Raw genomic sequence first — 26,341 nt, forward strand, 5'->3', positions numbered from 1 at the left:
GAAAGGCCCCCTCCCGGGGGCCTTCCTGGCACGCTGCTCAGCGAACCGCGTGGCCCGCCTCGCGCAGTGCGTCCTTGACCTCGGAGATCCGCAGGTCACCGAAGTGGAACACCGAGGCCGCGAGCACCGCGTCGGCGCCCGCCTCGATCGCCGGCGGGAAGTCCGAGAGCTTGCCCGCTCCTCCGCTCGCGATCACCGGCACGGTCACGTGCTTGCGCACGGCCGCGATCATCTCGGTGTCGTAGCCGTCCTTCGTACCGTCCGCGTCCATCGAGTTGAGCAGGATCTCGCCCGCGCCCAGCTCGGCGGCCCGGTGCGCCCACTCGACGGCGTCGATGCCGGTGCCCTTGCGGCCGCCGTGCGTCGTCACCTCGAACGACCCGGAGGCCGTACGCCGGGCGTCCACGGAGAGCACGAGCACCTGGCGGCCGAAGCGCTCCGCGATCTCGCGGATCAGCTCGGGCCGGGCGATGGCGGCCGTGTTCACGCCCACCTTGTCGGCGCCGGCGCGCAGCAGCTTGTCGACGTCCTCCGCCGCACGCACCCCGCCGCCCACGGTCAGCGGGATGAAGACCTGCTCGGCGGTACGGCGCACCACGTCGTAGGTCGTCTCCCGGTTGCCGGAGGAGGCGGTGATGTCGAGGAAGGTCAGCTCGTCGGCGCCCTCGGCGTCGTACAGCTTCGCCATCTCGACGGGGTCGCCCGCGTCGCGCAGGTTCTGGAAGTTGACGCCCTTCACGACGCGGCCGTTGTCCACGTCCAGGCAGGGGATCACCCGTACCGCGAGGCTCATTCCGCACCACTCCTGTAGGCCTCGACCTCGACCTCGACGACCAGGCTCGGGTCGACGAAGCCGGAGACGATGATCATCGAAGCGGCCGGGCGGACGGCGTCGAACAGCTCCTTGTGGGCGCGCCCGACCTCGTCCACGTCCCGCGCGTGCGTGAGGTACATCCGGGTCCGTACGACGTCCTCCGGGCCCAGGCCGAGCTTCTTGAGCGCGTCGAAGGCCACGTTGAAGGAGTTGATCGCCTGCTCGTACGGGCCTCCGCCGGCGATCTGGCCGCCGACCACCGACGTACAGCCGGCGACGAGGACCAGGCCGTTCGGCAGCTCCACCGCGCGGGAGTAGCCGAACTGCTCCTCCCAGGGGGCGCCGGTCACGACCCTCTTCACGCCGCCGCTCATACGGAAGCCACCGCCTCCAGCGCCTCCTCCAGGGTGAACGCCTTGGCGTACAGCGCCTTGCCGACGATCGCGCCCTCGACGCCCAGCGGGACGAGCCCGGACAGGGCGCGCAGGTCGTCCAGGGACGACACGCCGCCGGAAGCGACGACGGGCTTGTCGGTGGCGGCGCAGACGTTCCTCAGGAGCTCCAGGTTCGGGCCCTGGAGCGTGCCGTCCTTGGCGATGTCCGTGACGACGTAACGGGCGCAGCCCTCGGAGTCGAGACGGGCGAGCGTCTCGTACAGGTCACCGCCGTCACGGGTCCAGCCGCGGCCGCGCAGGGTCGTACCGCGCACGTCGAGGCCGACGGCGATCTTGTCGCCGTGCTCGGCGATGACCTTGGCGACCCACTCGGGGGTCTCCAGGGCGGCGGTGCCCAGGTTGACGCGGGTGCAGCCGGTGGCGAGGGCGGCGGCGAGCGAGGCGTCGTCGCGGATGCCGCCCGAGAGCTCGACCTTGATGTCCATGGCCTGGGCGACCTCGGCGATCAGCTCACGGTTGTCGCCCGTACCGAAGGCCGCGTCCAGGTCGACCAGGTGCAGCCACTCGGCGCCGGAGCGCTGCCAGGCGAGGGCGGCCTCCAGCGGGGAGCCGTAGGAGGTCTCCGTACCGGACTCTCCGTGCACGAGGCGGACGGCCTGGCCGTCGCGGACGTCGACGGCGGGGAGGAGTTCGAGCACGCTGTCAGAAGACACAGTCACAGGGTTCCGATCCAGTTGGTGAGCAGCTGCGCTCCGGCGTCGCCGGACTTCTCGGGGTGGAACTGGGTCGCCCACAGGGCGCCGTTCTCGACGGCCGCGACGAACGGCTCGCCGTGGGTGGCCCAGGTGACCTTGGGGGCGCGGATGTTCGGGTTGCCGACCTCCAGACTCCACTCCCGCACTCCGTAGGAGTGCACGAAGTAGAACCGGGTGTCGGCGTCGAGGCCCGCGAACAGCTCGCTGTCCTCGGGCGCCTCGACGGTGTTCCACCCCATGTGGGGTACGACCGGGGCCTTGAGCGGCTCGACCGTACCGGGCCACTCGTCGAGGCCCTCGGTCTCCACGCCGTGCTCGATGCCCCGGGCGAAGAGAATCTGCATGCCGACGCAGATGCCCATGACGGGCCGGCCGCCGGAGAGGCGGCGGTCGATGATCCACTCGCCGCGGGCCTCCTTGAGGCCCTTCATGCAGGCGGAGAAGGCGCCGACGCCGGGGACGAGGAGCCCGTCGGCGTTCATGGCCCGGTCGTAGTCGCGGGTGATCTCGACCTCGGCGCCGACATGGGCGAGGGCCCGCTCGGCGGAGCGGACGTTGCCGAAGCCGTAGTCGAAGACGACGACCTTCTTGGGAGTACGCGCAGTGCTCATTCCCAGATCCCCTGAATCCGAAGGACACCCGCGACCAGACACATCACGGAGGCGATGGCGAGGAGGACGATCACGCCCTTGGGCAGCTCCTGCTTGGCGAAGGAGTACACACCGCCGGCGAGGAAGAGACCGACGACGATGAGGATGGTGGAGAGGCCGGTCATGGAGTTACAGCGCGCCCTTCGTGGAAGGCAGGATGCCGGCCGCGCGCGGGTCGCGCTCGGAGGCGTAGCGCAGGGCCCGGGCCAGCGCCTTGAACTGGCACTCCACGATGTGGTGGGCGTTGCGCCCGTACGGCACGTGGATGTGGAGCGCGATCTGCGCCTGCGCGACGAAGGACTCGAAGATGTGACGGGTCATGGTCGTGTCGTAGGAGCCGATCATCGGCGCCATGTTCTCGGGCTCGGTGTGCACCAGGTACGGGCGGCCGGAGAGGTCGACGGTCACCTGGGCGAGCGACTCGTCCAGCGGGACGGTGCAGTTGCCGAAGCGGTAGATGCCGACCTTGTCGCCGAGCGCCTGCTTGAAGGCGGCGCCGAGGGCGAGGGCGGTGTCCTCGATGGTGTGGTGCGAGTCGATGTGCAGATCGCCGTCGGTCTTGACGGTGAGGTCGAAGAGCCCGTGGCGGCCGAGCTGGTCGAGCATGTGGTCGTAGAACCCGACGCCGGTGGCGACATCGACCTTGCCGGTGCCGTCGAGGTCGATCTCGACGACGACGGACGTCTCCTTGGTGGTGCGCTCGACTCTGCCAACGCGGCTCATGAGCTCTGCTCCTTCTTCAGTGCGCGCACCGCATCGAGGAACGCGTCATTCTCTTCCGGGGTGCCGGCGGTGACCCGCAGCCAGCCCGGTACGCCGTTGTCCCGGACCAGGACACCCCGGTCGAGGATCCTCGCCCATGCCTCGTGGGAACCCTCGGCTCCGTCGAAGTGTCCGAACTGGACGAAGTTGGCGTCGGACTCGGTGACCTCGTAACCGATCGCCCGCAGCTCGGTGACCAGGCGGTCCCGCTCGGTCTTGAGCTGCTCGACGTACCCGAGGAGCGTATCGGTGTGCTCCAGGGCGGCCAGGGCGGTGGCCTGGGTGACGGCGGAGAGGTGGTACGGCAGCCGTACGAGCTGCACGGCGTCGACCACGGCCGGGTGCGCGGCGAGGTAGCCCAGGCGCAGACCGGCCGCGCCGAAGGCCTTGGACATGGTGCGGGAGACGACCAGGTTCGGCCGGCCCTCGATCAGCGGCAGGAGGGAGTCCCGGTGGCTGAACTCGACGTACGCCTCGTCGACGACGACGAGCGAGGGCTTGGCTGCCTGGGCGGCCTCGTAGAGCGCGAGGACCGTCTCGGTCCCGACCGCGGTGCCGGTGGGGTTGTTGGGCGAGGTCACGAACACGACGTCGGGCCGGTTCTCGGCGATCGCCTTCTCGGCCGCCTCGACGTCGATGGTGAAGTCGTCGTTGCGCGGCCCCGAGATCCAGCCGGTGCCGGTGCCGCGCGCGATCAGCGCGTGCATCGAGTACGAGGGCTCGAAGCCGATGGCGGTACGGCCGGGGCCGCCGAAGGTCTGCAACAGCTGCTGGAGGACCTCGTTGGAACCGTTGGCGGCCCAGACGTTCTCGACGGCGACGGGGTGCTTCCCGGTACGGGTGAGGTAGCGGGCGAGCTCGGTACGCAGCTCGATCGCGTCCCGGTCGGGGTAGCGGTTGAGGCCGCGGGCGGCTTCGGCGACCCGCTCCGCGATCCGGGCCACGAGGGGCTCGGGCAGCGGGTACGGGTTCTCGTTGGTGTTCAGCTGTACGGGGACGTCGAGCTGGGGCGCGCCGTAGGGGGACTTGCCCTTCAGCTCGTCGCGGATCGGAAGGTCGTCGATCCGGATGGTGTCGTTCGAGGTCACTTGCTTTCCGGCACCTTCCAACCGAACCGGGCCTTGAGCGCGGCACCGTGCGCGGGCAGGTCCTCGGCCTCGGCGAGGGTGACCACGTGGTGGGTGACCTCGGCGAGGGCGTCCCGGGTGTAGTCCACGATGTGGACGCCGCGCAGGAAGGACTGCACGGACAGGCCCGAGGAGTGGCAGGCGCACCCGCCGGTGGGCAGTACGTGGTTGGAGCCGGCGCAGTAGTCGCCGAGGGAGACCGGCGCCCAGGGGCCGACGAAGATCGCGCCCGCGTTGCGGACGCGCTCGGCGCGCGCGGCGGCGTCGGCGGTCTGGATCTCCAGGTGCTCGGCGCCGTACGCGTCGACGACCTTGAGGCCGTCCTCCAGGTCGCCGACGAGGACGATCGCGGACTGCTTTCCGGCCAGGGCGGGAACGATCCGGTCGTCGATGTGCTTGGTGGCGGCGACCTGGGTCTTCAGCTCGGCCTCGGTGGCCTCGGCCAGCTCCTCGGAGTCGGTGACGAGGACGGCGGCGGCCATCGGGTCGTGCTCGGCCTGGCTGATGAGGTCGGCGGCGACGTGCACGGGGTCGGCGGTGGAGTCCGCGAGGATCGCGATCTCGGTCGGGCCGGCCTCGGTGTCGATGCCGATGCGGCCGGCGAAGTACCGCTTGGCGGCGGCGACCCAGATGTTGCCGGGGCCGGTGACCATGTTGGCGGGGGCACAGGACTCGGTGCCGTACGCGAACATCGCGACGGCCTGGGCGCCTCCGGCGGCGTACACCTCGTCGACGCCGAGCAGCGCGCAGGCGGCGAGGATCGTGGGGTGCGGCAGCCCGCCGGCCGGGTCTCCTTCGAAACGGGGCTTCTGCGGCGGGGACGCGAGCGCGACGGACTCGACGCCCGCCTCCTGCGCCGGGACGGCGTTCATGATCACGGAGGACGGGTAGACGGAGCGGCCGCCGGGCGCGTAGAGGCCGACGCGCTGGACGGGGATCCACTTCTCGGTGACGGTGCCGCCGGGCACGACCTGGGTGGTGTGCGTCGTACGGCGCTGGGCGCGGTGGACGATCCTGGCCCGCCGGATGGACTCCTCCAGGGCCGCGCGGACGGCCGGGTCGAGCTGCTCCAGGGCCTCGGCGAGCGCCTCGGCCGGCACGCGGACGTGCTCCAGCTCCACACCGTCGAACTTCTCCGCGTACTCGACCATCGCCGCGTCGCCCCGATGATGGACGTCCTCGCAGATGGGCCGCACCTTGTCCAGGGCGGCTTCCACGTCGAACTCGGCACGGGGCAGCAGGTCGCGCAGTGCGCCACCCTCGGGGAGGGCGTCGCCGCGCAGGTCGATACGAGAGATCACGGGTCAATTCTCGCAGACGCCCCACAAGCGCCGGACGTCCGTATCACTGGCTGATACGAGCCACATTGGCGTCTTGTCGCCACAGCTGACCGTTAGCGTTCAGTCCGTCACTCAGCGGGAAGAACGGCTGTACGAATCCAGGGAAGCGGGTTCGTGGAAAGCGAGGGGGCGGCAGTGACCGAGCCGCACGAGGACGGAATGCCGGACGGTCTGACGGGCCCGGAGCGGGCCATGTGGCGGGCTTTCCGGATCGGCAGGAGCTGTGATCTGAGCGAGGGGGACGCGGCGCGGGACGACCCGTTCGGGGCGGAGGCGTGGGGTGAGCAGCGCAGTGTGCGCGCGGAGGTGGTGGCGCTGCTGCTGCTCGACGGCCCGCAGGCGCGGGCCGGGCGGGTCGCGGCGCTGAAGCTGCGCGGGGTGCGGATCACCGGCGTGCTCAATCTGGCCGGCGGGACGATCGACCCGTACGTGGAGTGGAACCGCTGCCGTTTCGACCAGGAGATCGTGCTGCCGGAGGCGCGTTTCGGCACGGTGCGGATGGTGGAGTGCGCGATACCGCGGCTTGAGGCGGCGCGGCTGCACACGGAGGGGGACCTGCATCTGCCGCGCTGCCGCGTGCAGCGGGGCGTCCGGCTGACGGACGCCCAGATCGGCACCGATCTGCTGATCAACCAGATCCGGGTGTGGCCCGACCGGCGTGGCCGGGCGATCACCGCGGACGGGCTGGTGGTGGCGCAGGACCTCCAGGCCGAGCTGATCGAGACGTACGGCGAGCTGAGCCTGCGCGGGGCGAAGATCGGCGTGTCGCTGAGCCTGCGGGGCAGCGTGCTGCGCGGGGCCCAGCAGCGGCGCGCGCTGAACGCTCCGCAGCTGACGGTGGAGCGCTCGCTCTATCTGAACGCGGCGTGGGTGTACGAGGGCTCGGGGAACTCGACGACCACACCCCCGTACGGCGTCGGGTACACCCCGGTGCGCGGCGCCCGGCGGAAGCCCCTGGAGTGCCACGGCGGGGTGCGTCTCGACGACGGACGGTTCGGTGACGCGGTGGACCTGCACTACGCGCGGTTCATGCTGAACGGGGCGAGCCGGGAGGAGGTGTCGCTGCGCCGGATAGCCACGCCGGAGCTGCGGTTCAACGGGGAGCGCCCGGAGGAGGGGCGGGTGGTGCTCAACGGCGCCCGGGTGGTGACGCTGATCGACCTGTCCACGAGCTGGCCGGGCCCGGGCGGCCTCTCGATGAACGGCTTCGTCTACGAGAACCTCGTGCCGTACGGACACTTCCCGCTGACCCGCCGTCTGGAGTGGGTGGCGGCGGCGACCCCGGAGTACGCCCCGGAGCCGTACGAACGGCTGGCGACGGTGCTGCGCAACAGCGGGGAGGACGCGGACGCCCGGGTGGTGCTGCTCGCCAAGCAGCGGCGGCGCCGGGAGACGCTGCCGGTGGCCGGGAAGCTCTGGGGCTATCTCCAGGACTGGACGGTGGCGTACGGCTACCGGCCGGGCCGGGCGGCGCTGTGGATGGCGGTGCTCTGGGCGGCGGGGGCGCTGGCGTTCTCGCGGTACGACCCGATACCGCTGAAGGCGGAGGAGTCACCGAACTGGAACGCCACGCTGTACGCGCTGGATCTGCTGGTGCCGGTGATCAATCTCGGCCAGGACGGCTACTGGCGGCTGGAGGGCCTGTGGCAGTGGGCCGCTACGGCGCTCATCCTGCTCGGCTGGGTGCTGGCGACGACGGTGGCGGCGGGAGCGTCGAGGCTGCTGCGACGGGGGTGACAGACGGGGCGTGGGGGGCGGGTTGCGCCGACTCCCACCCCTTTCTTTACTCTGTCTTGACCTCCCACAGGACAACTTTCCCGCCGCTACCAAAGCTTCACAGTCCCCCACTGGCGCAGCCCCCACCTGCGGTTTTTGAATGGTCCGCACGATGTCTCTGCTCCGCGCCCTGATCGGCACCGCCCGGATGGTCCGGCTTGCACCGCGGCTCGACGCCGCCCTGCCGCCGGATGACGACGTGCTGCTCGACGCGCCGGACGACAGGCTCGCCCCGGCCCTGGTGGCGGCGGCGCTCGCCGACCCCGAGCCCGCCGCGAAGCTGCTCGCGACGACCCGGGACGCGACCGAATGGGAGAAGCGGGACCGGTACGTGGCGCGGCTCGCCACCTTCGCGTACAGCCGTGACGAGTGGCTGGCCCACTGGCTGGCCGTCTCGCCGCGCGACCCGGACGCGCTGCTCGTCAAGGCGGAGCTGGCGGTGCGCAGGGCCTGGGAGTCGCCGGCCCGCTCCGAGCGGCTGCGCGACCTCGGACCACTGATCGACGCGGCCGCCGAGGCCTCGCCGCGCGACCCGGTGCCGTGGAGGCTCGCCCTGGACCACGCGCGGGGCACCCACGCCGGGCACACGGCCTTCGAGGCACTGTGGGAGCAGGCCGTGCGCCGCTCCCCGCACCACTACGGCTGCCATGTCGCCGCGCTGCGGTATCTGTCGGCCCAGTGGTACGGCTCGCACCACGAGTGCTTCGACTTCGCGGAGAAGGCCGCCGAGGACGCGCCGCCGGGATCCCGGGCCCGGGCGCTCCCGGTCAACGCGGCCTTCGCCCGGCTCCTCACCGGTGACGGCCCGGTCCACGACGACCGGACGGACGCCGCGGCGGACCGGGGCATCGCGCTGTCGGCAGATCTCCCCGAGGGTGACCCGTGGGCGGCCGAGGTCCGCAATCTGCTGGTGTACGTGCTGGTCAGGCGGCGGCGCTGGGCGGACGCGCTGGAGGAGTTCCGCAGGATCGGCCCGTACGCCACGACGTTTCCATGGGGGCTCGTCGAGGACGATCCGCTCGCGGCCTTCCTGGAGACGAGGGACCTGGTGCGGGCCGAGGCGGGCCGCGCGGGGGCACTGCGCGGAACCGGAGCGGGACGGGCCGGACGGGGTGCGCCCCACGGCCATTACTCTTGACCGCTGTGACCACCGCTCGCCTGCCCCTCTTCCCGCTCAACGCGGTGCTGTTCCCGGGCCTCGTGCTGCCCCTGAACGTTTTCGAGGAGCGGTATCGCGCGATGATGCGCGAGCTGCTCGGGACCGACGACTCGGAGCCGCGCCGGTTCGCCGTCGTCGCGATCCGCGACGGCCGTGAGGTCGCGCCGACGGCGCCGGGGATGCCGGACCAGACGGCGCTGCCGGAGAAGGGGCCCACCGCGGGCTTCGGCCCGGACCCGATCCAGGCGTTCCACCGGGTGGGCTGCATCGCCGACGCGGCGACGATCCGGGAGCGGTCGAACGGCAGCTTCGAGGTGATGGCAACGGGGACGACCCGGGTGAAGCTTCTGTCGGTGGACGCGACGGGGCCGTTCCTGGTGGCCGAGGTCGAGGAGATCCCGGAGGAGCAGGGCGACGAGGCGGGCACGCTCGCGGAGGGTGTGCTGCGGGCGTTCCGGAGCTACCAGAAGCGGCTGGCGGGGGCGCGGGAGCGGTCGCTGACGACGAGCGAACTGCCCGACGACCCGTCGGTGGTGTCGTACCTGGTCGCGGCGGCCGCGGTGCTCGACATCCCGGCGAAGCAGCGGCTGCTGCAGGCACCGGACACGGCGACGCGGCTGCGGGAGGAGCTGACGCTGCTCCGGTCGGAGACGGCCGTGCTGCGGCATCTGCCGTCGCTTCCGGCGGTGGAGCTGACGCGGGCGCCGACGAGCCCCAACTGACGAAGGAGCGCGGTGGCGAAGAAGCAGAAGAGGCAGACGGGCGGCACGCCGGCGACGGTGGCCCTGACGACGGCCGGCGTACCGTTCACCGTCCACTCGTACGACCACGACCCGGCGTCGCCCTCGTACGGCGAGGAGGCGGCGGAGGCGCTCGGTGTCTCGCCGGACCGGGTCTTCAAGACGCTGGTCGCGGACGTCGACGGCGAACTGACGGTCGCGGTCGTCCCGGTCGCCGGCCAGCTGGACCTGAAGGCCCTGGCCTCGGCGGTCGGCGGCAAACGCGCGTCGATGGCGGACCCGGCCCTGGCGGAACGCACGACGGGCTACGTCCGTGGCGGCATCTCCCCCCTGGGCCAGCGCAAACGCCTCCGCACGGTCCTGGACGCCACGGCCTCGACGCACACCACGATCTGTGTCTCGGCGGGCCGCAGAGGCCTGGAGGTCGAACTCACCCCCCAGGCCCTGACCACCCTCACCACGGCCGTCCTCGCCCCCATCGGCCGCGCGTAGCCTCGGCCCGCGCCCCGGGGGGAGCCCCTGGGGCGCGTCGGGTCAGGACTCCCGCGGCGCGTCGGGGCGGGACTCCTGGGGCCAGTCCGGTTCCGGGTCCCTCGGGCCGAAGAGGGCCGTCAGGGACAGGTGGACGATCATCGCCGCCAGCGGCCACGCCAGCATCGCCCCCGCCCACATCTCCAGCTTCAGCGGCGCGTCGAACTGCACCCCCGCCCCCACCTCGCGCGCGTGCGCGACCACGTCGTGCGTCGGTCCCAGGGCGGTGCCCACGCCCCACCCGAGCAGCGACCCGAGCACCCCGCCCGCCGCCAGCGCCAGCACCAGCGCCACGCCGCCGTGCCGGTGGAACAGGAAGACGAGCGCCGCCGCCACCGCCCCGAACCCGAGCGCCAGCAGGACGAACGTTCCGTCCGCCCCGACCGCCGACTCACCCTCGCTGTTCCGCAGGAACACCGCCTTGCCGTCCGAGATCAGCGGAACGCGCGGCGCCAGCCACAACCACAGCAGCCCCAGCGCCGCACCGGCCACCGCCGAGAACGCGGCCACCACCGCGGCCTGCCGAAGCTCCTTGGCCACGCTCGGGGCACCGTCCCCCGAGGGCGTCGGCGGATGGTGCGCCGGCCATCCGTGCGGCGGCACGGCATCGTTCGGCGGCTGGTGAGGCGGTGTCAGAGGTGCGGTCACCCCGCCATCGTGCCAGGTACGGGAACGAGCCGCCTCAGCGGACCGCCGCCCGCCGGTACGCCCAGGTCGCCACCGCGAGCGAGACCACCCCGACCGCCCCGCACACCGCGAGATCGAGCCCGACCGCCGCCCAGTCCGGGTGCGTGTCGAACGTGCGGGCCAGCGCCTCCACGCCGTACGTCGAGGGCAGCAGGTCCCGCGCCCAGCCGATCGGACCGGGCAGCCGGTCCGCGGGCAGCACGCCGAGCAGCAGCGCGGCCGACATACCCAGCTGTCCGAGCAGCGTCGCGAGTTCCTGACGCGGCGCGAGCAGGCCGAGCGCGGCCCCGAGACCGGCCAGAGCGGCCCCCGCCAGCGGCACGACCGCCGCGAGGATCCACAGATGACCGAGCGGCAGCCCGAAGAGCAGCGAGCCGGTGACCGCGGTCACCACGGTCCCCGGCACCGTGAACGACGCGTACGCCCCCGCCGCTCCGAGGACGACCGCGGCGGGCGGCACCGGTAGCGTGGCGTAGTGGTCCAGGCCGCCGGTCGCCCGCAGCTGTCCGAAGTACTGGGCGAGCAGATTGAGCGCGACGAACGCGACCACGAGCACCGAGGAGCCCGCCACGACGGCCCGCGCCTCCGACCCGCCGTCGACGACACCCCGCATCAGGACCATGATCCCGACGGACTGGAACGTCGCCACGAAGAGCAGCGGTATCCGGGCGACCCGGGCACGCGAGAGCTGTGCGCGGTACACGGCGGCGAGGGAAGGCAGCAGCCGGGCGCGCGGCGCCATCGGTGCGGCGCCGACCGGGTTCCCGGCCGGCGCGCCGGCGGACCGGGCCGCCGCGCCCTCGGCCGACGCCGAACCCGACGCCGAACCCGGCGCCGAACCCGACGCCGACGCGGCCTGGGCGGGCAGGATACTCACTCCGTACAGCTCCTCAAGCCTTGACCAGCCCCTGCGTCTCGCCGCCCAGCGCCAGATACACGTCCTCCAGGCTGGGCGTGGCCAGTGTGAAGTCGTCCAGGGCGGCGAACGCCGCTCCGCCCGTCACGGCCGCCACCGTCGCCCGCGCCTCGTCCGGGGCGAGCCGGAGCGTCCAGCGCCGGCCCGACTCCTGGGCGAGTCCGCGCAGCGCGGCGACCTCGGGCACGTCCAGCGGGGCGCGCTCGCGCCACACCAGATCGACCCGGATCTCGCCCGCGACGCGTTCCTTGAGCCCGGCCGGCGTGTCGCAGGCGATGACCCGGCCCCGCTCCAGGACGGCGACCCGGTCCAGTACGGTCTCGGCCTCGATCACGTTGTGGGTGACGAGCAGCACGGTGGTGCCGTGCTCGGCGCGCCGCCGGTCGACGGCGGACCAGACGGCCCGCCGGGCGACCGGGTCCATGCCGGTGGTGGGTTCGTCCAGGACGAGGACCGGCCGCTCACCCACCAGGGCGGTCGCGACGCAGGCGAGCCGCCGCTGTCCGCCCGAGAGCTTCTTCAGCGGGCGGCCGGCGAGCTCGGTGAGGCCCAGCTCCTCCAGGACTGCGTCCGTCGCGGCGCGCGCGTCCCGTGCGGTCAGCCCGCGCAGCCGCCCGGTGGTCTCGGCGGCGAGCGCGACCGTCAGCTCGTCGAGTGCGGTCGACTCCTGCCCCAGGTACGCGAGCAGGCGCGCGGCGCGTTCCGGGTGGCGTACGAGATCGTGGCCGAGCAGCCGGACCGTTCCGGAGTCGGGGCGCATCAGCCCGGTCAGCTGGCGGACCAGCGTCGACTTTCCGGCGCCGTTGGGCCCGAGCAGACCGAAGATCTCGCCGCCGTGGACATCGAGGCTGATGCCGTCGGTGGCACGGATCTCGGGGGTCGCGGGCGTCCCCCTGCGGGCGCGCGCGGCGGGGTACGTCTTGACCAGATCCCGCACCACGCACACCGTACTCACGAGGGACGAGCCTACGGGGTCCTCCGGCCTACTCTCCCGCGGGGGCGCGTTCCGCGGCGGCCCGGACGTCGATCTCGCGCCAGAAGCCGGCCCGGATCGCGTACCGGTCGTGCTCGTCGATCTGGTCGTCCTTGTGCGCGAGCAGGCCGAACCTGGCCGCGTAACGGAGCAGTTCGCCGTCGATGCGGTGCGGGATCCTCGGGTACATCACGGAGAGCCTCTGGACGTGGCTCTGCTCGGGGAGCCGCTCCATCCAGCGACGGGCGAACACCTGCCCGACCTCGAAGGGGTCGCCGCCGACGGTGGTGATGTCCTCCTCGCGGTCGGCCCAGCGCTGCTCGGCGCTGGTGAGCTGGGCGAGGGTCGGCAGGGAGGCGGTCTCGGGCGGCTCGCCGAGCGCGCCGCCGGGGCGCTCGATCCAGCCCTTGTCGGAGGACCAGCGCAGCGTGGCGTTGGCGGCCGGCGAGGTGGCGGGGCCGCCGGGACCGCGCAGTCCGGCGAGGTCCTTGGGGGTGGGGACGCCCCGGCCCGCTGCCGGGGCGGGAACGGCGGACGCCGGTCCGCCCTCGGTGTCCGCCGGCGCGGAGTCGGCGGGGGCCGACGTCCCGTTGTGCGCTGAGGCGGCTTCCGCGGCGGCTTCCGCGGCGGCCCGCTCGGCGGAGGCGGCGAGCGCCGACTCGGGCAGCGGGGCGGAGAGGATGGCGGCGATCTCGGGGCGCGGGGCGGGCGGGGGCGCGCAGAGGCCGCTGAGGTCCTTGGCGCGGACGGCCCGGGTGATCCAGGCCCGGTCGAGGACACGGCGTTCGTCGGCCTCGGCGACGAGGTCCTCGGACTGGTTGTAGTCGCCGTCGGCGGCCTGCACCGCCCAGAGGTGGACGGCGACGCCGTGCTCCTTGGCGGACATCAGGCCCGGCAGCAGGTCGCCGTCGCCGGTCACGAGGACCACGTCGGAGCAGGCCCGGTTCCTGGCCAGCTCGGTGAGTTCGGCGTGCATCGCGGCGTCGACACCCTTCTGGGCCCAGCGGCCGTCGCTGCGGGTCAGGGCGCCGAGCCGGACGGTGACCCGGGGCATCACGCGCAGCCTGCGGTGCTCCGGCTGGGGCACGCGGTCGGGTGCGCCGTCGAACCAGTAGATGCGGAGCAGTGGCTGCTCGGTGTCCGCCTCGGCCCGTTCGCGCAGTCCCTGGATGAGGGCGGCGTGGTCGACGGTGATCCGGGAGCGGGCCGGTTCCCCGGCGAGAAGGCTCGCGGCGGCGCCCAGCAGATAGCCGGCGTCCACCAGAACGACGCAGCGGTCCACGTGTTCCACCCTCTTTCGGGAACCTCGGGATCGGAAATTGCTTCGGATTTCCTTCGAGTCTGCCCGAACGTGGGGAGGTAGACCGCCGGAACTGGATCATCGGCGTGGCGAATATCACTCCGCGGCCCCCCTGCACCGTGCTCACTGTCGGTAATGATCCAAAATGCGACGGTTCACCCCATGTGTGAGTCTGACAGCGGCCCTGGCCCCGAGATCCCTTTGAGGAGGCATCACCATGGCCAAGAATCGAAAGCAGAACCGCAGTCAGCAATCCTCGCAGGCCGAGCGCGGCGCCCAGCAGGCGCAGCAGTCCTCGATGGAGTCGCAGGCCGAGCAGCGCGCCTCGCAGGTGACTCCCGGCGACATGGCTCGCAAGGGCCGGCAGAAGCGCTTCGGTCACAACTGATCGCGCGTAACCCCGGAAGGGGCGCACCCGTGACGACGGGCGCGCCCCTTCCGCGCGTGCGCCCCGGCGTCCACGCCGGGGTTCCGGCCGTCAGCCGGCCAGGCAGGACGGGCCGAGCAGCACCTTCAGGTCGCCGAAGAGCGCGGGATCGGGCTGGACCCGGTGCCGGTCGAGCCGCAGGACGGTCGTGGTGCGCGGGCCCTGGAGCTTGATCCGTACCTCTGTGTTGCCCTTGTGGTGTCCGAGGATCTCGCCGAGCCGGCTGACCATCGGCGGGGTGACCTTCACGGTGGGGATGGTCAGGATGACGGGGGCGTTGGTCCCGGCGTTCGACAGGTCGGGGACCATCAGCTCCATGGCGACCAGCCGGGGCACGTCCTCGCGCTTGTCGAGGCGGCCCTTGACGAAGACGACCGTGTCCTCGACGAGCTGGGTGGACACCAGCTGGTACGTGGCCGGGAAGAACATGCACTCGATGGAGCCGGCCAGGTCCTCGACGGTGGCGATGGCCCAGGCGTTGCCCTGCTTGGTCATCTTGCGCTGGAGGCCGGAGATGATGCCGCCGATGGTGACGACCGCGCCGTCGGAGTGCTCGCCGCCGGTCAGCTGGGAGATCGCCGCGTCCGTCTTGTCCGAGAGGACGTGCTCGATACCGAAGAGCGGGTGGTCGGAGACGTAGAGACCGAGCATCTCGCGCTCCTGGGCGAGCAGGTAGGACTTCTCCCACTCGACGTCGGAGAACTCCACGTCCAGACCGAAGCCGGGCTCGTCGGTCGCCTCGTCGCCCATGCCGCCGAAGAGGTCGAACTGTCCCTCGGCCTCCTTGCGCTTGACCGCGACCACGTTGTCGATCATCGGCTCGTGGTGGGCGACCAGGCTCTTGCGGGTGTGGCCCATCTCGTCGAAGGCGCCGGCCTTGATCAGCGACTCGATGGTCCGCTTGTTGCAGACGACCGCCTCGACCTTGTCGAGGAAGTCGGGGAACGTGGAGTACTTCCCCTTGGCCTTGCGCGACTTGATGATCGACTCGACGACGTTGGTACCGACGTTACGAACGGCGGAGAGGCCGAAGAGGATCACGTCGTCGCCCTGGGCGGCGAAGTTCGACTCGGACTCGTTGACGTTCGGGGGCAGCACCTTGATGCCCATGCGGCGGCACTCGTTCAGATAGACCGCGGACTTGTCCTTGTCGTCCTTGACCGAGGTCAGCAGACCGGCCATGTACTCGGCCGGGTAGTTGGCCTTGAGGTACGCCGTCCAGTAGGAGACCAGGCCGTACGCGGCGGAGTGCGCCTTGTTGAAGGCGTAGCCGGCGAAGGGGACCAGGACGTCCCACAGGGCCTGGATGGCCTCGTCGCTGTACCCCTTCTCCCGGGCGCCCTTCTGGAAGAGGACGAAGTTCTTCGCCAGCTCCTCGGGCTTCTTCTTGCCCATCACGCGGCGGAGGATGTCGGCCTCGCCGAGGGAGTACCCGGCGATGATCTGGGCGGCCTTCTGCACCTGCTCCTGGTAGACGATCAGGCCGTAGGTGACCGCGAGCACCTCTTCGAGCGGCTTCTCCAGCTCGGGGTGGATCGGGGTGATCTCCTGCTGCTTGTTCTTGCGCAGGGCGTAGTTCGTGTGCGAGTTCATGCCCATCGGGCCCGGCCGGTACAGGGCGGACACGGCGGAGATGTCTTCGAAGTTGTCGGGCTTCATCAGCCGCAGCAGCGAGCGCATGGGGCCGCCGTCGAACTGGAAGACGCCGAGGGTGTCGCCGCGCTGGAGCAGTTCGAAGGTCTTCGGGTCGTCCAGCGGCAGGGCCAGCAGGTCGAGGTCGAGCCCCTTGTTGGCCTTCACCATCTTGACGGCGTCGTCCATGATGGTCAGGTTCCGCAGGCCGAGGAAGTCCATCTTCAGCAGGCCGAGCGACTCGCACTGGGGGTAGTCCCACTGCGTGATGGTCACGCCGTCCGTGTGCCGCACCCAGATCGGGGCGTGGTCGACGATGGGCTCGCTGGACATGATCACGCCGGCCGCGTGCACACCCATCTGCCGGACGAGGCCCTCCACGCCCTTGGCGGTGTCGATGACCTTCTTCACGTCCGGCTCGTTCTCGTACATCGCCCGGATCTCGCCCGCCTCGCTGTAGCGCGGGTGCGAGGGGTCGGTGATGCCGTTGAGGTCGATGCCCTTGCCGAGGACGTCGGCGGGCATCGCCTTGGTGAGCCGGTCGCCCATGGCGTACGGGTAGCCGAGGACACGGGCCGAGTCCTTGATGGCGTTCTTCGCCTTGATCTTGCCGTACGTGCCGATCATGGCGACCTTGTCGGAGCCGTACTTCTCCGTCACGTACCGGATCACCTCGACGCGCCGACGCTCGTCGAAGTCGATGTCGACATCGGGCATCGAGACGCGCTCGGGGTTGAGGAAGCGCTCGAAGATCAGGCCGTGCGGGATCGGGTCGAGGTCGGTGATGCCCATGGCGTACGCGACGATCGAGCCGGCCGCCGAGCCGCGGCCGGGGCCGACGGCGATGCCCTGCTTCTTCGCCCACATGATGAAGTCGGCGACGACGAGGAAGTAGCCGGGGAAGCCCATCGAGATGATCGTGTCCATCTCGTACTCGACCTGCTTCATGCGGTCGTCGGGGATGCCGTCCGGGAAGCGGCGGTGCATGCCGCGCATGGTCTCCTCGCGGAACCAGGAGACCTCGGTGTAGCCCTCGGGGATGTCGAACTTCGGCATGAGGTTCTTCTCGACGAACATGCCGTCGGTGCTGACCTGCTCGGCGACGAGCAGCGTGTTGCGGCAGCCCTCCTGCCAGGCGTCCGAGGAGTCGACCGCGTACATCTCGTCCGTGGACTTCAGGTAGTAGCCGGTGCCGTCGAACTTGAAGCGGTCCGGGTCGGAGAGGTTCTTGCCGGTCTGGATGCACAGCAGCGCGTCGTGGGCGGTCGCCTCGTGCGCGTACGTGTAGTGCGAGTCGTTGGTGACCAGCGGCGGGATGCCGAGCTTCTTGCCGATCTCCAGGAGCCCGTCGCGGACGCGCCGCTCGATCTCGATGCCGTGGTCCATCAGCTCCAGGAAGTACCGGTCCTTGCCGAAGATGTCCTGGTACTCGGAGGCGGACTTCAGGGCCTCGTCGAACTGGCCGAGGCGCAGCCGGGTCTGGAGCTCGCCGGAGGGACAGCCGGTGGAGGCGATGAGCCCCTCGGACCACTGGGAGATGGTCTCCTTGTCCATCCGGGGCCACTTCTGGAGCCAGCCCTCGGCGTACGCGTCGGAGGAGAGGCGGAAGAGGTTGTGCAGTCCGGTGTTGTTCGCCGCCCAGATCGTCTTGTGGGTGTAGCCACCCGAACCGGAGACGTCGTCCCGCTTCTGGTGCGGCTGGCCCCACTGGATCTTCCGCTTGTTGCGCCGGGACTCCGGGGCGACGTACGCCTCGATGCCGATGATCGGCGTCACACCGGCCTTCTTGGCCGAGTGGAAGAAGTCGTACGCCCCGTGGAGGTTGCCGTGGTCGGACATGGCGATGTGGGTCATGCCCATCTCGTTGCACGCCTCGAACATGTCCTTGAGCCGCGCGGCACCGTCCAGCAGCGAGTACTGGGTGTGTACGTGAAGGTGCGTGAAGGGCGGCTTGGTCACGGCGGAAGGCCTCCGGGCTGCAGTCTTCTGGGGTGCGACCCCCAGCCCCCCGCTTTGAGGGGACAGCCTGGAAGTCTACGTCGGCGGACTGACAGTCGCGGGGCACTCGGCGGTACGGTCGCGCGTTGAGAGACTCGGAACGCCTGTCCTTATTGTCATGAACAGACTTGCACCAGGAGGCCCCTCGATGTCGGTCCCCCCGCCCACCGCCGCCGCTCGCGGTGAGCAGATCCTCACCGCCTTCGACGCCGCCTTCGGTGAGCTCCTCGCCGCCGACCCGGCCGCCTTCCGCGTGAAGTTCCGGAAGATGGCCGGCTCCGCCTTCGCCTTCTACCGGGGCACGGCGTGCCTCTTCTACGCGGACCTGGAGGCCGAGCAGCAGGGCGGCCCGTACCTGGACGAGCGGACCGGCCGGGTGTGGATCCACGGCGATCTCCACGCGGAGAACTTCGGCACCTACATGGACGCCAACGGCCGGCTGATCTTCAACGTCAACGACTTCGACGAGGCGTACGTCGGCCCCTTCACCTGGGACCTGAAGCGGCTCTCCGCCTCGCTCGCCCTGATCGGCTACACGAAGGCGCTCGGCGACGAGCAGATCACGGAGCTGGTACGGATATACGCCGCCGCCTATCGCGAGCGGATCCACGCCCTGGCGACCGGCTCCAGGGACGTCGACCTGCCGCCCTTCACCCTGGACACCGCCGACGGCCCCCTGCTGGACGCCCTGCGCGTCGCCCGATCGCTGACCCGCTTCGGGCTCCTGGACTCGATGACCGAGATCCGTGAGTTCGAGCGCCGCTTCTCCTCCGGCGGCGGCTCCGTCGAGCTGGACGCGGCGACCCGCTACAAGGTGCTGGCGGCCTTCGACGGCTACCTGGAGACGCTCCCGGAGTCCTCGCTCGCGCGCCCCGACTCGTACCGGGTCAAGGACGTCGTGGGGCGGCGCGGGATCGGCATCGGCTCGGCCGGTCTCCCGTCGTACAACATCCTCCTGGAGGGCAACAGCGACGCCCTGGAGAACGACGTCGTGATCTACATGAAGCAGGCGCAGACGCCGGCGGTGTCGCGCCATGTCACTGACGCGGCGGTACGCGAGTACTTCCAGCACGAGGGCCATCGCACGGTCATCTCCCAGCGGGCCCTGCAGGCGCACGCCGACCCGTGGCTGGGCTGGACCGAGCTGGACGGCTCCGGGCAGCTGGTCGCCGAGGTCTCGCCGTACGCGGTGGACCTGGACTGGTCGGACATCGACGACCCGGTGGAGATCGCGGCGACCGTGGCCGACCTGGGGCGGGCGACGGCGACGATGCACGCGGCGGCCGACGACTCCAGCGGGCACTCCCTGGTGCCGTTCTCCACGGAGCGGGCCATCGACGCGGCCATCGCGGCCGACGAGAAAGGCTTCGCGGAGCTGCTGGTCGACTTCGCGCACGGCTACGGCGCACGCGCGCGTGCGGACCACCAGATCTTCGTGGACCTGTTCCGCAACGGCCGGATACCGGGCCTGTAGGCCGTTCACCGGCTCCGCGACCCTTCTCACAGCTCGCCCTTAGCGGCCTCTTACGGGCGGGCGTGGCAGACTTCCTCCGCTATGGACATATCAGGGACGCGGCTCAGAGGGCTGCGGGCGGCGCTCTTCACGGCACTGGTCGTGACGCTGTCCGCCGGCTCGCACGTGCTGCTGTCCCAGGTGCCGCTGCCCCTCCTGACCGTGGGGCTGCTCGCGGTCGGCGTCTTCGCCGTCGCGTACGCCCTGGCCGGCCGGGAGCGACGCTTCTGGCCGATAGCCGGGCTGCTCGTCCCCCTGGAGCTGGCGGCCGACACGGTCTTCACCGCCGGTCAGACGGTCTGTTACGGCCCGTCCGGCGGCCCGGTCGCCGGTTCGCTGCGCTCGGTGGGCGTGGACGTGCTGTGCGGCGACGGTCTCGGCACCCCGCTGCCGGGCGTCGCCGCCCCCGAGAGCGGGACCGCGGCCGCCCTGCTGAACTCCCCCGCCCCGGCCCTGCCGTGGCTGCTGCTCGCCGCCCATGTGTCGGTCGGCCTGTTCGCGGCGGCCTGGCTGCGGCACGGCGAGCGCGCGCTCGCCCGGCTGCTCTCCGCGGTGGCCGCCTTCGCGTTCCGCCCGCTGATGCTCGTGGTCGCGCTCTTCCGTGCTCCGCGCACGGCTCGTGGGCGCGGCGGGCGCCCCCTGGACCGGCCGCGCCGGTCCCGTCGTACCCGTCCTCTCGTGCACTCCGTCGGACGGCGGGGACCGCCGCGCCCGGGCTTCGTCCTCGCCTGAGCCCTCGCAGTCCCCACCCTTCGCCCTCACGGGCTTTCGACTTTCACGGAGATCACGATCATGAGCGCACGCAACAGCCAGGCCAACAAGGCTGCCGCCCGCGAGCGGCTGCGCGTCGAGCGCGAACGCCAGGCCAAGAAGGACAAGGTCCGCCGCCAGGTGACCGTCGCCGTCTCGGCCGTCGCCGTCCTGGCGGTCGCCGGTGGTGTCGGCTACGCCGTCGTCCAGGCCAACAAGCCGTCCCACTGGGAGGCGGCGGCCAAGGCGTCGAACGTCACCGCACCCAAGAACACCGAGGGCACGAACGGCACGACGGTCGTCGTCGGCAAGCCGTCCGCCAAGAAGACCCTGGAGATCTACGAGGACTCGCGCTGCCCGGTGTGCGCGCAGTTCGAGCAGCAGGTGGGCGCGACCGTCGACAAGGACGTGGAGGCCGGCAAGTACAAGCTCAAGTACGTCGGCGCCACCTTCATCGACAACGCCGACCAGGGCGAGGGCTCGAAGAACGCACTCTCCGCGCTGGGCGCGGCGCTGGACGTGAGCCCCGAGGCGTTCATGAAGTACAAGGCGGCGCTGTACTCCGCGCAGTTCCACCCGGAAGAGAGCCAGGACAAGTTCGCCAAGGACTCCTACCTCCTGGAGGTCGCGGACTCGGTCCCGGCGCTGAAGGGGAACGCGGAGTTCAAGAAGAACGTGGAGAACGGCACCTTCGACGCCTGGGCGATGAAGATGTCCGCCGCCTTCGACAAGAGCGGGGTCACCGGCACTCCGACGCTGAAGATGGACGGCAAGGCGCTGACGGTCGAGGGCAGCAAGAACCCGCCGCTGACGGTGGAGGAGTTCAACGCGGCGCTCACCCCGGCGCTCAAGGGCTGACATCGGACGACGGCCGGTCCGCGCGCCGACGGTACGGGTCCGCGGGAGTTCGCTCCCGCGGACCCGCCGTCCGTCCGGAGGGTCCCGAGACATCCGGACACTCCCGATCCGTCCGGCCGGCCGGCCTTCGAGGTGTCCGACGGATCAAGGCCGCGGGGCGACGAGTGCGCGAACTTTCCGGATTTCGCCTGCCTGTTCGGCATACTGGTCAGTAATCTGACTGCCCGTGACCAGTCGACACATATCCTCCGCGCCCACCCGCCGCACCGTCGTGAAGGCCGCCGCCGTCACGGCCGTCGCCACGCCGGTCCTGGTGGGCGCCGCCTCCCCCGCGCTCGCGGACTCCGAGGCTCCCGCCTTCCTGCACGGTGTCGCCTCCGGCGACCCGCTGCCCGACGGCGTCCTGCTCTGGACGCGCGTCACCCCCACCTCCGACGCCGCACCCGGCTCGGGCAGAGGCCCCGACGTCACGGTCGACTGGGAGGTCGCCGAGGACCGGGAGTTCGCCCGGACCGTGGCCCGCGGCACCACGACCGCGACGGCCGCCTCGGACCACACGGTGAAGGTGGACGTCCGGGGCCTGCGCCCCGCGACCGCCCACTGGTTCCGCTTCACGGCGGGCGGCACCGGCTCCCCCGTGGGCCGCACCCGCACCACTCCGACGACCGACGCCGCCACCCCGGGCGTCCGGTTCGGCGTGGTCTCCTGCGCCAACTGGGAGGCCGGCCACTTCTCCGCGTACCGCCATCTCGCGGCCCGCCCGGACCTGGACGCGATCCTCCATCTCGGCGACTACATCTACGAGTACGCGGCCGGCTCCTATCCGGACGCCGCGTACTCCGTGCGGCAGCACGAGCCGAAGCACGAGATCGTCTCGCTCGCCGACTACCGCCTCCGGCACGCCACGTACAAGACGGACGCCGACCTCCAGGCGCTGCACGCCGCCCACCCCGTGATCGCGATCTGGGACGACCACGAGGTCGCCAACGACGCCTGGGCGGGCGGCGCGGAGAACCACACGCCGGGCGCCGAGGGCGAGTGGACGGCCCGGGTCGCCGCCGCGAAGCAGGCGTACTTCGAGTGGATGCCGGTCCGCGCCTCGACCGAGGGCACGGTCTACCGGCGGCTGCGCTTCGGCAAGCTGGCCGATCTGCACCTGCTCGACCTGCGGTCGTTCCGTTCCGAGCAGGCCAGGATCGGCAGCGGCTCGGTCGACGACCCGGAGCGCACGATCACCGGCCGCGCGCAGCTCGACTGGCTGAAGTCGGGGCTCGCGAGTTCGGACGCCACCTGGAAGCTGGTCGGCACCTCGGTGATGATCTCGCCGGTCGCCTTCGGCTCGCTGCCGGCCCGACTCCTCGGTCCGCTCGCCGAACTGCTCGGCCTGCCGAAGGAGGGGCTCGCGATCAACGTCGACCAGTGGGACGGCTACACGGACGACCGCAGGGAGCTGCTCGCGCACCTGACGCAGCGGTCCGTCCGGAACACCGTCTTCCTGACCGGTGACATCCACATGGCCTGGGCCACGGACGTGCCGGTGAAGGCGGCGACCTACCCGCTGTCGCAGTCGGCGGCGACCGAGTTCGTGGTGACCTCGGTGACCTCGGACAACATCGACGACCTGCTCCACGTGGCGCCGGGCACGCTCTCCCTGGTGGCCGCCGGGGCGATCAAGGCCGCCAACCGCCATGTGAAGTGGGTGGACATGGACAACCACGGCTACGGCGTCCTGGACGTCACCGCCGAGCACTCCCAGATGGACTACTACACGGTCTCCGACAGGACGAAGGCGGACGCGACGAGCGCGTGGGCGCGCTCGTACCGGACGCGGAACGGAACGCAGCGCGTCGAGCGCGTGTACCAGCCGGTGCGATGAGATGACCGCAGGGTCGATTTTCGGCCATGATCTCTCCTGTTAACGGAAGATCACATCATCACGGCGGGTGGTGAGTTCGGGCGATCGAATCCGGACACACCACCCGCTGCCGTTACCCGGCTCGTTACGTCCGCGTCTCAAACTCCGAAACCGGCGAAAAGTTTTCCTCCCGATAACCCGCTTTGCCCCATGGATGATTGGGCTTGATCAATGCTCAACAACGTCTGACATGGACCCGTAATCTCCCCGCGGTGGCGAGGAACTACCTCTCCACAACCCCCCGCGAGGAGTCACCTGTGCGTGCTCTTGTTCGTATATCGCCGCGTATGTCACGTCGTCTGCTCGGCACCGCGGTCATGGCCGGAACCCTGGCCCTGACCCCCCTCTCCGCCCCGTCGGCCGCCCCGGCCGCCAGCACGTCCGCCGCCGGCGTCTCCGCCGAGGAGTGCGTGGACGGTGCGGAGACCCTCTCCGGCGCCCGCAAGGCCCGCGGCGCCGAAAACCACGGCCACGAGCCCAACGAGATCTCCGCCGCCCAGGCCAAGTCCATGGACGCGGACCTGAAGAAGAGACTGGAGTCGGTCCGCGCGAGCGGCATGAACTCCACCGCCGCCGTGGTGAACATCCCGGTCTACTTCCACGTCATCCACAGCGGCACGACGGGCAAGCTGAGCGCCACCGACATCAACAACCAGATGGCGGTGCTCAACTCGGCCTTCGGCGGCCAGGGCACCGGCAACGTGAACACCAACTTCCAGTTCACCCTTGCCGGGACGGACTACACGGACAACGCGTCCTGGTACAACCTGGCGTCCGGCTCCACGGCCGAGAAGCAGATGAAGCAGACTCTCCGCAAGGGCGGCGCCGGCGCGCTGAACTTCTACACCGCCAACCTCAGCGGCGGTCTGCTCGGCTGGGCGACCTTCCCGTCCTCGTACAAGTCCAACCCGTCCATGGACGGTGTCGTCGTCCTCGACGCGTCGCTCCCGGGCGGCTCCGCGACCAACTACGACGAGGGCGACACCGCCACCCACGAGGTCGGTCACTGGATGGGGCTCTACCACACCTTCCAGGGCGGCTGTAACGGAAACGGCGACTACGTCGCCGACACCCCGGCCGAGAAGAGCCCGGCGTACGAGTGCCCGACCGGCCGTGACAGCTGCACGAGGAAGAGCGGCGTGGACCCGATCCACAACTTCATGGACTACACGTACGACGCGTGCATGTACCAGTTCACGGCTGGTCAGGTCACGCGCATGAACGACTCCTGGACGGCGTACCGCGCCGGCTGACACATCGCCTGACGAGCAAGGGCGCGGCGGGAGAGCCCCCGCCGCGCCCTTCCGCGCCTGTGCTCAGCCGTCCTGGAGGCTCTCCAGGAACGCCAGCGCGATCGCCCAGGTCCGCTCGGCCGCCGCCTCGTCCCAGTCCGGCAGGTCCGAATCGGTGAACAGGTGCCCCGCGCCCGGGTAGCGGTAGACCTCCACGTCCGCCCCCGCCTTCCCCATCCGCAGATACCAGGACGTGAGCCAGTCGTGCGACTCGAACGGGTCCGGGTCGGCGATGTGCAGCTGCACGGGGAGGTCGTCGACGGACGCGCTCTCGGCGATGTCCGAGGTGCCCTGGAGCAGCAGCAGCCCGCGCGCCCTCTCGTCCCCCAGGGCCAGGGTCTGCGCGACCGAGGCGCCGAAGGAGAACCCGGCGTAGACGAGCCCGCGGTCCGAGTAGGGCGCGGCGGCGAGGACGGCCCGCCTCAGCAGCTCCTCCTTGCCGACCGACTTCTGGAGCTCCATCCCCTCCTCCACCGTCTGGGCGGTTTGGCCCCCGAACAGGTCGGGCACCCGAACCTGATGCCCGGCGGACCGCAGCCGCTCGGCCGCGGACTCCACCGCCGGACGCAGACCGTAGGCCGAGTGGAAAAGCATGATGTCCATGCGGTCCATCCTGCCAGCCGGGCCCACCGAGCCGGAGACACGGAGGCCTCGATCACATGGACACCGCGCTGCGCCCGCTCCTCGTCGTCGGAGGGGCGCTCCTGCTCACGGCGCTCGTCGGCTGGGCCGTCGACCTGCTGCTGCGCCGTGCCGACGCCCATCACCGCGAGACCCCTCTCTGGGGGCTGCTGCGCCGCTGCCGGCCACCGCTCCAGGCGGTCCTGCTCGCCTCCCTCCTGCGCGGCACCTACCGCGAGACGGGGTGGAGGGCGGTCGAGGAACACGCGGCGGGCATCGGCCAGATCCTGTCCCTGATCCTCATCGGCTCCGGCGCGTGGCTGATCGTCCACATCGCCTCGGCCGTGGTCGAGGCCACCTTCGCCCGGTACGCCTCCGCCACCCGCGACCCGGCCCGGGTCCGCAGGGTGCGCACCCAGGTGACGCTCATCACGCGCATCGTGACGGCGGTCGTCGCCGTGGTCGCCGTGGCCGCGGCGCTGCTGACCTTCCCCGCTCTCAGCACCGTCGGGACCTCGATGCTGGCCTCCGCCGGCATCATCGGGATCGTCGCGGGCGTGGCCGCCCAGTCCACCCTCGGCAACCTCTTCGCCGGCTTCCAGATCGCCTTCGGCGACATGGTGCGGATCGGCGACACCGTGGTCGTCGACGGCGAGTGGGGCGTGGTCGAGGAGGTCACGCTGACGTTCCTCACGGTACGGACCTGGGACGAGCGCCGGATCACCATGCCGGTCTCGTACTTCACCGGCAAGCCCTTCGAGAACTGGTCGCGCGGCGGGGCGCAGATGACGGGGGCGGTCCTCCTCCATCTCGACCACTCCGCGCCGCTCGACGCGATGCGCCTGAGGACCGAGGAGATTCTGGCGCACTGCCGTGCCTGGGACGGCCGCGACTGGAGCCTGGCGGTCACGGACACCACGCCCAGCACGATCCAGGTACGGGTGGTGGTCACCGCCAAGGACGCGGACGACCTCTGGACCGTGCGGTGCACCGTACGGGAGGGCCTCGTGGCCTGGCTGGCGGAGAAGCAGCCGCACGCCCTGCCGCGGATCGCGACCTCGCCGGCCGTGCCGTCGCCGCGTGTGGCGGACCGTCCGTCCGTGTTCACCAACGGCGACGAGCCCTCGCGAACCGGCCGCGGCTGAGAACGGGGCAGGGAACGACGGCACGGGGGGGACGGGGGAACGGCGGGGCGGGGAACGACGGGGCGACGGCGGTCGCGGCCGCAGGTGCCCCGGCACCCCGCCACCGGACGGGACCGGGTGGACCAGGACGCTTGCTAGTGCCGCATCAGGCAACGTTCGCCCCGTCGTGACGTGGCGCCCGGTCGCTGTTCCGGGCGGCACTGGACGGCCAGAATGATCACATGGGCGAACACGTGCAGGTCCTCGAGGTCCATGAAAAAAAGGG

At 71.1% G+C, this 26,341-nt stretch carries 25 protein-coding genes; 11 read left to right on the forward strand and 14 right to left on the reverse strand.

All coding sequences use genetic code 11. The features are described from left to right. Positions 1 to 37: 37 nt before the first annotated feature. From hisF to hisD, 8 genes are read right to left on the reverse strand one after another with little or no spacing between them, the layout of a single operon-like run. Positions 38 to 793: an imidazole glycerol phosphate synthase subunit HisF gene (gene hisF / locus ACFUJR_RS16985; RefSeq protein ID WP_383171787.1), complete on the reverse strand. Its 756-nt coding sequence runs from the start codon at positions 791 to 793 to the stop codon at positions 38 to 40. Then, positions 790 to 1,188: a RidA family protein gene (locus ACFUJR_RS16990; protein WP_383171789.1), complete on the reverse strand. Its 399-nt coding sequence runs from the start codon at positions 1,186 to 1,188 to the stop codon at positions 790 to 792. Before ACFUJR_RS16990 ends, hisF begins: the two co-directional genes overlap by 4 nt. Next, the gene (priA, locus tag ACFUJR_RS16995) at positions 1,185 to 1,922 is read right to left on the reverse strand and encodes a bifunctional 1-(5-phosphoribosyl)-5-((5-phosphoribosylamino)methylideneamino)imidazole-4-carboxamide isomerase/phosphoribosylanthranilate isomerase PriA (RefSeq protein WP_383171790.1); all 738 of its coding nucleotides are present in this window, start codon (positions 1,920 to 1,922) and stop codon (positions 1,185 to 1,187) included. Before priA ends, ACFUJR_RS16990 begins: the two co-directional genes overlap by 4 nt. Positions 1,923 to 1,924: 2 nt before the next feature. Beyond that, positions 1,925 to 2,575 carry an imidazole glycerol phosphate synthase subunit HisH gene (gene hisH, locus ACFUJR_RS17000; protein WP_383171792.1) on the reverse strand — a complete coding sequence of 217 codons (651 nt, stop codon included), beginning with the start codon at positions 2,573 to 2,575 and terminating at the stop codon, positions 1,925 to 1,927. Continuing rightward, a complete protein-coding gene (locus ACFUJR_RS17005) occupies positions 2,572 to 2,739 on the reverse strand; it encodes a hypothetical protein (protein ID WP_383171794.1) in 168 nt (55 codons plus the stop codon). The genes hisH and ACFUJR_RS17005 overlap by 4 nt, the downstream gene beginning before the upstream one ends. A gap of 4 nt (positions 2,740 to 2,743) precedes the next feature. Continuing rightward, positions 2,744 to 3,337, reverse strand: a complete 594-nt coding sequence (hisB, locus tag ACFUJR_RS17010) for an imidazoleglycerol-phosphate dehydratase HisB (RefSeq protein ID WP_158986436.1) — start codon at positions 3,335 to 3,337, stop codon at positions 2,744 to 2,746. After that, positions 3,334 to 4,464, reverse strand: a complete 1,131-nt coding sequence (locus ACFUJR_RS17015; RefSeq protein WP_383171796.1) for a histidinol-phosphate transaminase — start codon at positions 4,462 to 4,464, stop codon at positions 3,334 to 3,336. Before ACFUJR_RS17015 ends, hisB begins: the two co-directional genes overlap by 4 nt. Next, positions 4,461 to 5,804: a histidinol dehydrogenase gene (hisD, locus tag ACFUJR_RS17020; RefSeq protein ID WP_383171798.1), complete on the reverse strand. Its 1,344-nt coding sequence runs from the start codon at positions 5,802 to 5,804 to the stop codon at positions 4,461 to 4,463. Before hisD ends, ACFUJR_RS17015 begins: the two co-directional genes overlap by 4 nt. Positions 5,805 to 5,978: 174 nt before the next feature. Between hisD and ACFUJR_RS17025 the strand changes: the two genes are divergently transcribed. From ACFUJR_RS17025 to ybaK, 4 genes are all read left to right on the forward strand, one after another. Then, positions 5,979 to 7,580 carry an oxidoreductase gene (locus ACFUJR_RS17025; RefSeq protein WP_383171800.1) on the forward strand — a complete coding sequence of 534 codons (1,602 nt, stop codon included), beginning with the start codon at positions 5,979 to 5,981 and terminating at the stop codon, positions 7,578 to 7,580. A 139-nt stretch (positions 7,581 to 7,719) separates the two neighbouring features. Next, entirely contained in the window at positions 7,720 to 8,757 is a 1,038-nt protein-coding gene (locus ACFUJR_RS17030; RefSeq protein ID WP_383171802.1) for a hypothetical protein, read from the forward strand. A 5-nt stretch (positions 8,758 to 8,762) separates the two neighbouring features. Next, on the forward strand, positions 8,763 to 9,500 hold the full coding sequence (locus ACFUJR_RS17035) for an LON peptidase substrate-binding domain-containing protein (RefSeq protein WP_383171806.1): 738 nt from the start codon (positions 8,763 to 8,765) through the stop codon (positions 9,498 to 9,500). A 12-nt stretch (positions 9,501 to 9,512) separates the two neighbouring features. After that, positions 9,513 to 10,010: a Cys-tRNA(Pro) deacylase gene (gene ybaK / locus ACFUJR_RS17040; protein WP_383171808.1), complete on the forward strand. Its 498-nt coding sequence runs from the start codon at positions 9,513 to 9,515 to the stop codon at positions 10,008 to 10,010. 42 nt (positions 10,011 to 10,052) lie between these two features. Here ybaK and ACFUJR_RS17045 read toward each other — a convergent pair whose 3' ends face one another. The 4 genes from ACFUJR_RS17045 to ACFUJR_RS17060 all read right to left on the reverse strand — a co-directional run bounded on the left by ACFUJR_RS17045 (position 10,053) and on the right by ACFUJR_RS17060 (position 13,916). Continuing rightward, entirely contained in the window at positions 10,053 to 10,697 is a 645-nt protein-coding gene (locus ACFUJR_RS17045; protein WP_383171810.1) for a DUF2567 domain-containing protein, read from the reverse strand. Positions 10,698 to 10,731: 34 nt separating this feature from the next. Beyond that, entirely contained in the window at positions 10,732 to 11,478 is a 747-nt protein-coding gene (locus ACFUJR_RS17050; RefSeq protein WP_383171834.1) for an ABC transporter permease, read from the reverse strand. A gap of 148 nt (positions 11,479 to 11,626) precedes the next feature. Then, a complete protein-coding gene (locus ACFUJR_RS17055; protein WP_383171812.1) occupies positions 11,627 to 12,607 on the reverse strand; it encodes an ABC transporter ATP-binding protein in 981 nt (326 codons plus the stop codon). Between the two features lie 28 nt (positions 12,608 to 12,635). Then, a complete protein-coding gene (locus ACFUJR_RS17060) occupies positions 12,636 to 13,916 on the reverse strand; it encodes an NYN domain-containing protein (RefSeq protein WP_383171814.1) in 1,281 nt (426 codons plus the stop codon). A 226-nt stretch (positions 13,917 to 14,142) separates the two neighbouring features. Between ACFUJR_RS17060 and ACFUJR_RS17065 the strand changes: the two genes are divergently transcribed. Beyond that, on the forward strand, positions 14,143 to 14,313 hold the full coding sequence (locus ACFUJR_RS17065) for a hypothetical protein (protein WP_352190524.1): 171 nt from the start codon (positions 14,143 to 14,145) through the stop codon (positions 14,311 to 14,313). A gap of 90 nt (positions 14,314 to 14,403) precedes the next feature. Here the strand turns inward: ACFUJR_RS17065 and dnaE are convergent, their stop codons facing one another. After that, positions 14,404 to 17,943: a DNA polymerase III subunit alpha gene (gene dnaE / locus ACFUJR_RS17070; RefSeq protein WP_383171816.1), complete on the reverse strand. Its 3,540-nt coding sequence runs from the start codon at positions 17,941 to 17,943 to the stop codon at positions 14,404 to 14,406. Positions 17,944 to 18,130: 187 nt separating this feature from the next. Between dnaE and ACFUJR_RS17075 the strand changes: the two genes are divergently transcribed. The 5 genes from ACFUJR_RS17075 (at position 18,131) to ACFUJR_RS17095 (ending at position 24,271) form a co-directional block, all read left to right on the forward strand. After that, positions 18,131 to 19,456, forward strand: a complete 1,326-nt coding sequence (locus tag ACFUJR_RS17075; RefSeq protein WP_383171818.1) for a DUF2252 domain-containing protein — start codon at positions 18,131 to 18,133, stop codon at positions 19,454 to 19,456. 81 nt (positions 19,457 to 19,537) lie between these two features. Continuing rightward, on the forward strand, positions 19,538 to 20,227 hold the full coding sequence (locus ACFUJR_RS17080) for a hypothetical protein (protein WP_383171820.1): 690 nt from the start codon (positions 19,538 to 19,540) through the stop codon (positions 20,225 to 20,227). 60 nt (positions 20,228 to 20,287) lie between these two features. Then, on the forward strand, positions 20,288 to 21,103 hold the full coding sequence (locus tag ACFUJR_RS17085; protein WP_383171822.1) for a DsbA family protein: 816 nt from the start codon (positions 20,288 to 20,290) through the stop codon (positions 21,101 to 21,103). Positions 21,104 to 21,329: 226 nt separating this feature from the next. Next, entirely contained in the window at positions 21,330 to 22,979 is a 1,650-nt protein-coding gene (locus ACFUJR_RS17090; protein ID WP_383171824.1) for an alkaline phosphatase D family protein, read from the forward strand. Between the two features lie 326 nt (positions 22,980 to 23,305). Next, positions 23,306 to 24,271, forward strand: a complete 966-nt coding sequence (locus ACFUJR_RS17095) for a zinc metalloprotease (protein WP_383171826.1) — start codon at positions 23,306 to 23,308, stop codon at positions 24,269 to 24,271. A 63-nt stretch (positions 24,272 to 24,334) separates the two neighbouring features. On the opposite strand, the gene ACFUJR_RS17100 is transcribed toward ACFUJR_RS17095, so the two are convergent. Beyond that, on the reverse strand, positions 24,335 to 24,922 hold the full coding sequence (locus ACFUJR_RS17100) for a dienelactone hydrolase family protein (RefSeq protein WP_383171828.1): 588 nt from the start codon (positions 24,920 to 24,922) through the stop codon (positions 24,335 to 24,337). 47 nt (positions 24,923 to 24,969) lie between these two features. Between ACFUJR_RS17100 and ACFUJR_RS17105 the strand changes: the two genes are divergently transcribed. Then, entirely contained in the window at positions 24,970 to 26,076 is a 1,107-nt protein-coding gene (locus ACFUJR_RS17105; RefSeq protein ID WP_383171830.1) for a mechanosensitive ion channel family protein, read from the forward strand. Positions 26,077 to 26,341: the final 265 nt, after the last annotated feature.

Source organism: Streptomyces sp. NPDC057271, from assembly GCF_042668715.1.
Classification (GTDB): domain Bacteria; phylum Actinomycetota; class Actinomycetes; order Streptomycetales; family Streptomycetaceae; genus Streptomyces.

What these genes read in the sequence shown, in the direction of transcription:
- hisH (WP_383171792.1), bottom strand. Translation starts at nt 2,575, where the DNA reads ATGAGCACTGCGCGTACTCCCAAGAAGGTCGTCGTCTTCGACTACGGC.
- ACFUJR_RS17030 (WP_383171802.1), top strand. Translation starts at nt 7,720, where the DNA reads ATGGTCCGCACGATGTCTCTGCTCCGCGCCCTGATCGGCACCGCCCGG.
- ACFUJR_RS17080 (WP_383171820.1), top strand. Translation starts at nt 19,538, where the DNA reads ATGGACATATCAGGGACGCGGCTCAGAGGGCTGCGGGCGGCGCTCTTC.
- ACFUJR_RS17105 (WP_383171830.1), top strand. Translation starts at nt 24,970, where the DNA reads ATGGACACCGCGCTGCGCCCGCTCCTCGTCGTCGGAGGGGCGCTCCTG.
- ACFUJR_RS17095 (WP_383171826.1), top strand. Translation starts at nt 23,306, where the DNA reads ATGTCACGTCGTCTGCTCGGCACCGCGGTCATGGCCGGAACCCTGGCC.
- hisF (WP_383171787.1), bottom strand. Translation starts at nt 793, where the DNA reads ATGAGCCTCGCGGTACGGGTGATCCCCTGCCTGGACGTGGACAACGGC.
- ACFUJR_RS16990 (WP_383171789.1), bottom strand. Translation starts at nt 1,188, where the DNA reads ATGAGCGGCGGCGTGAAGAGGGTCGTGACCGGCGCCCCCTGGGAGGAG.
- ACFUJR_RS17075 (WP_383171818.1), top strand. Translation starts at nt 18,131, where the DNA reads ATGTCGGTCCCCCCGCCCACCGCCGCCGCTCGCGGTGAGCAGATCCTC.
- ACFUJR_RS17065 (WP_352190524.1), top strand. Translation starts at nt 14,143, where the DNA reads ATGGCCAAGAATCGAAAGCAGAACCGCAGTCAGCAATCCTCGCAGGCC.
- ACFUJR_RS17085 (WP_383171822.1), top strand. Translation starts at nt 20,288, where the DNA reads ATGAGCGCACGCAACAGCCAGGCCAACAAGGCTGCCGCCCGCGAGCGG.
- ACFUJR_RS17050 (WP_383171834.1), bottom strand. Translation starts at nt 11,478, where the DNA reads ATGGCGCCGCGCGCCCGGCTGCTGCCTTCCCTCGCCGCCGTGTACCGC.
- hisB (WP_158986436.1), bottom strand. Translation starts at nt 3,337, where the DNA reads ATGAGCCGCGTTGGCAGAGTCGAGCGCACCACCAAGGAGACGTCCGTC.
- ACFUJR_RS17100 (WP_383171828.1), bottom strand. Translation starts at nt 24,922, where the DNA reads ATGGACCGCATGGACATCATGCTTTTCCACTCGGCCTACGGTCTGCGT.
- ACFUJR_RS17005 (WP_383171794.1), bottom strand. Translation starts at nt 2,739, where the DNA reads ATGACCGGCCTCTCCACCATCCTCATCGTCGTCGGTCTCTTCCTCGCC.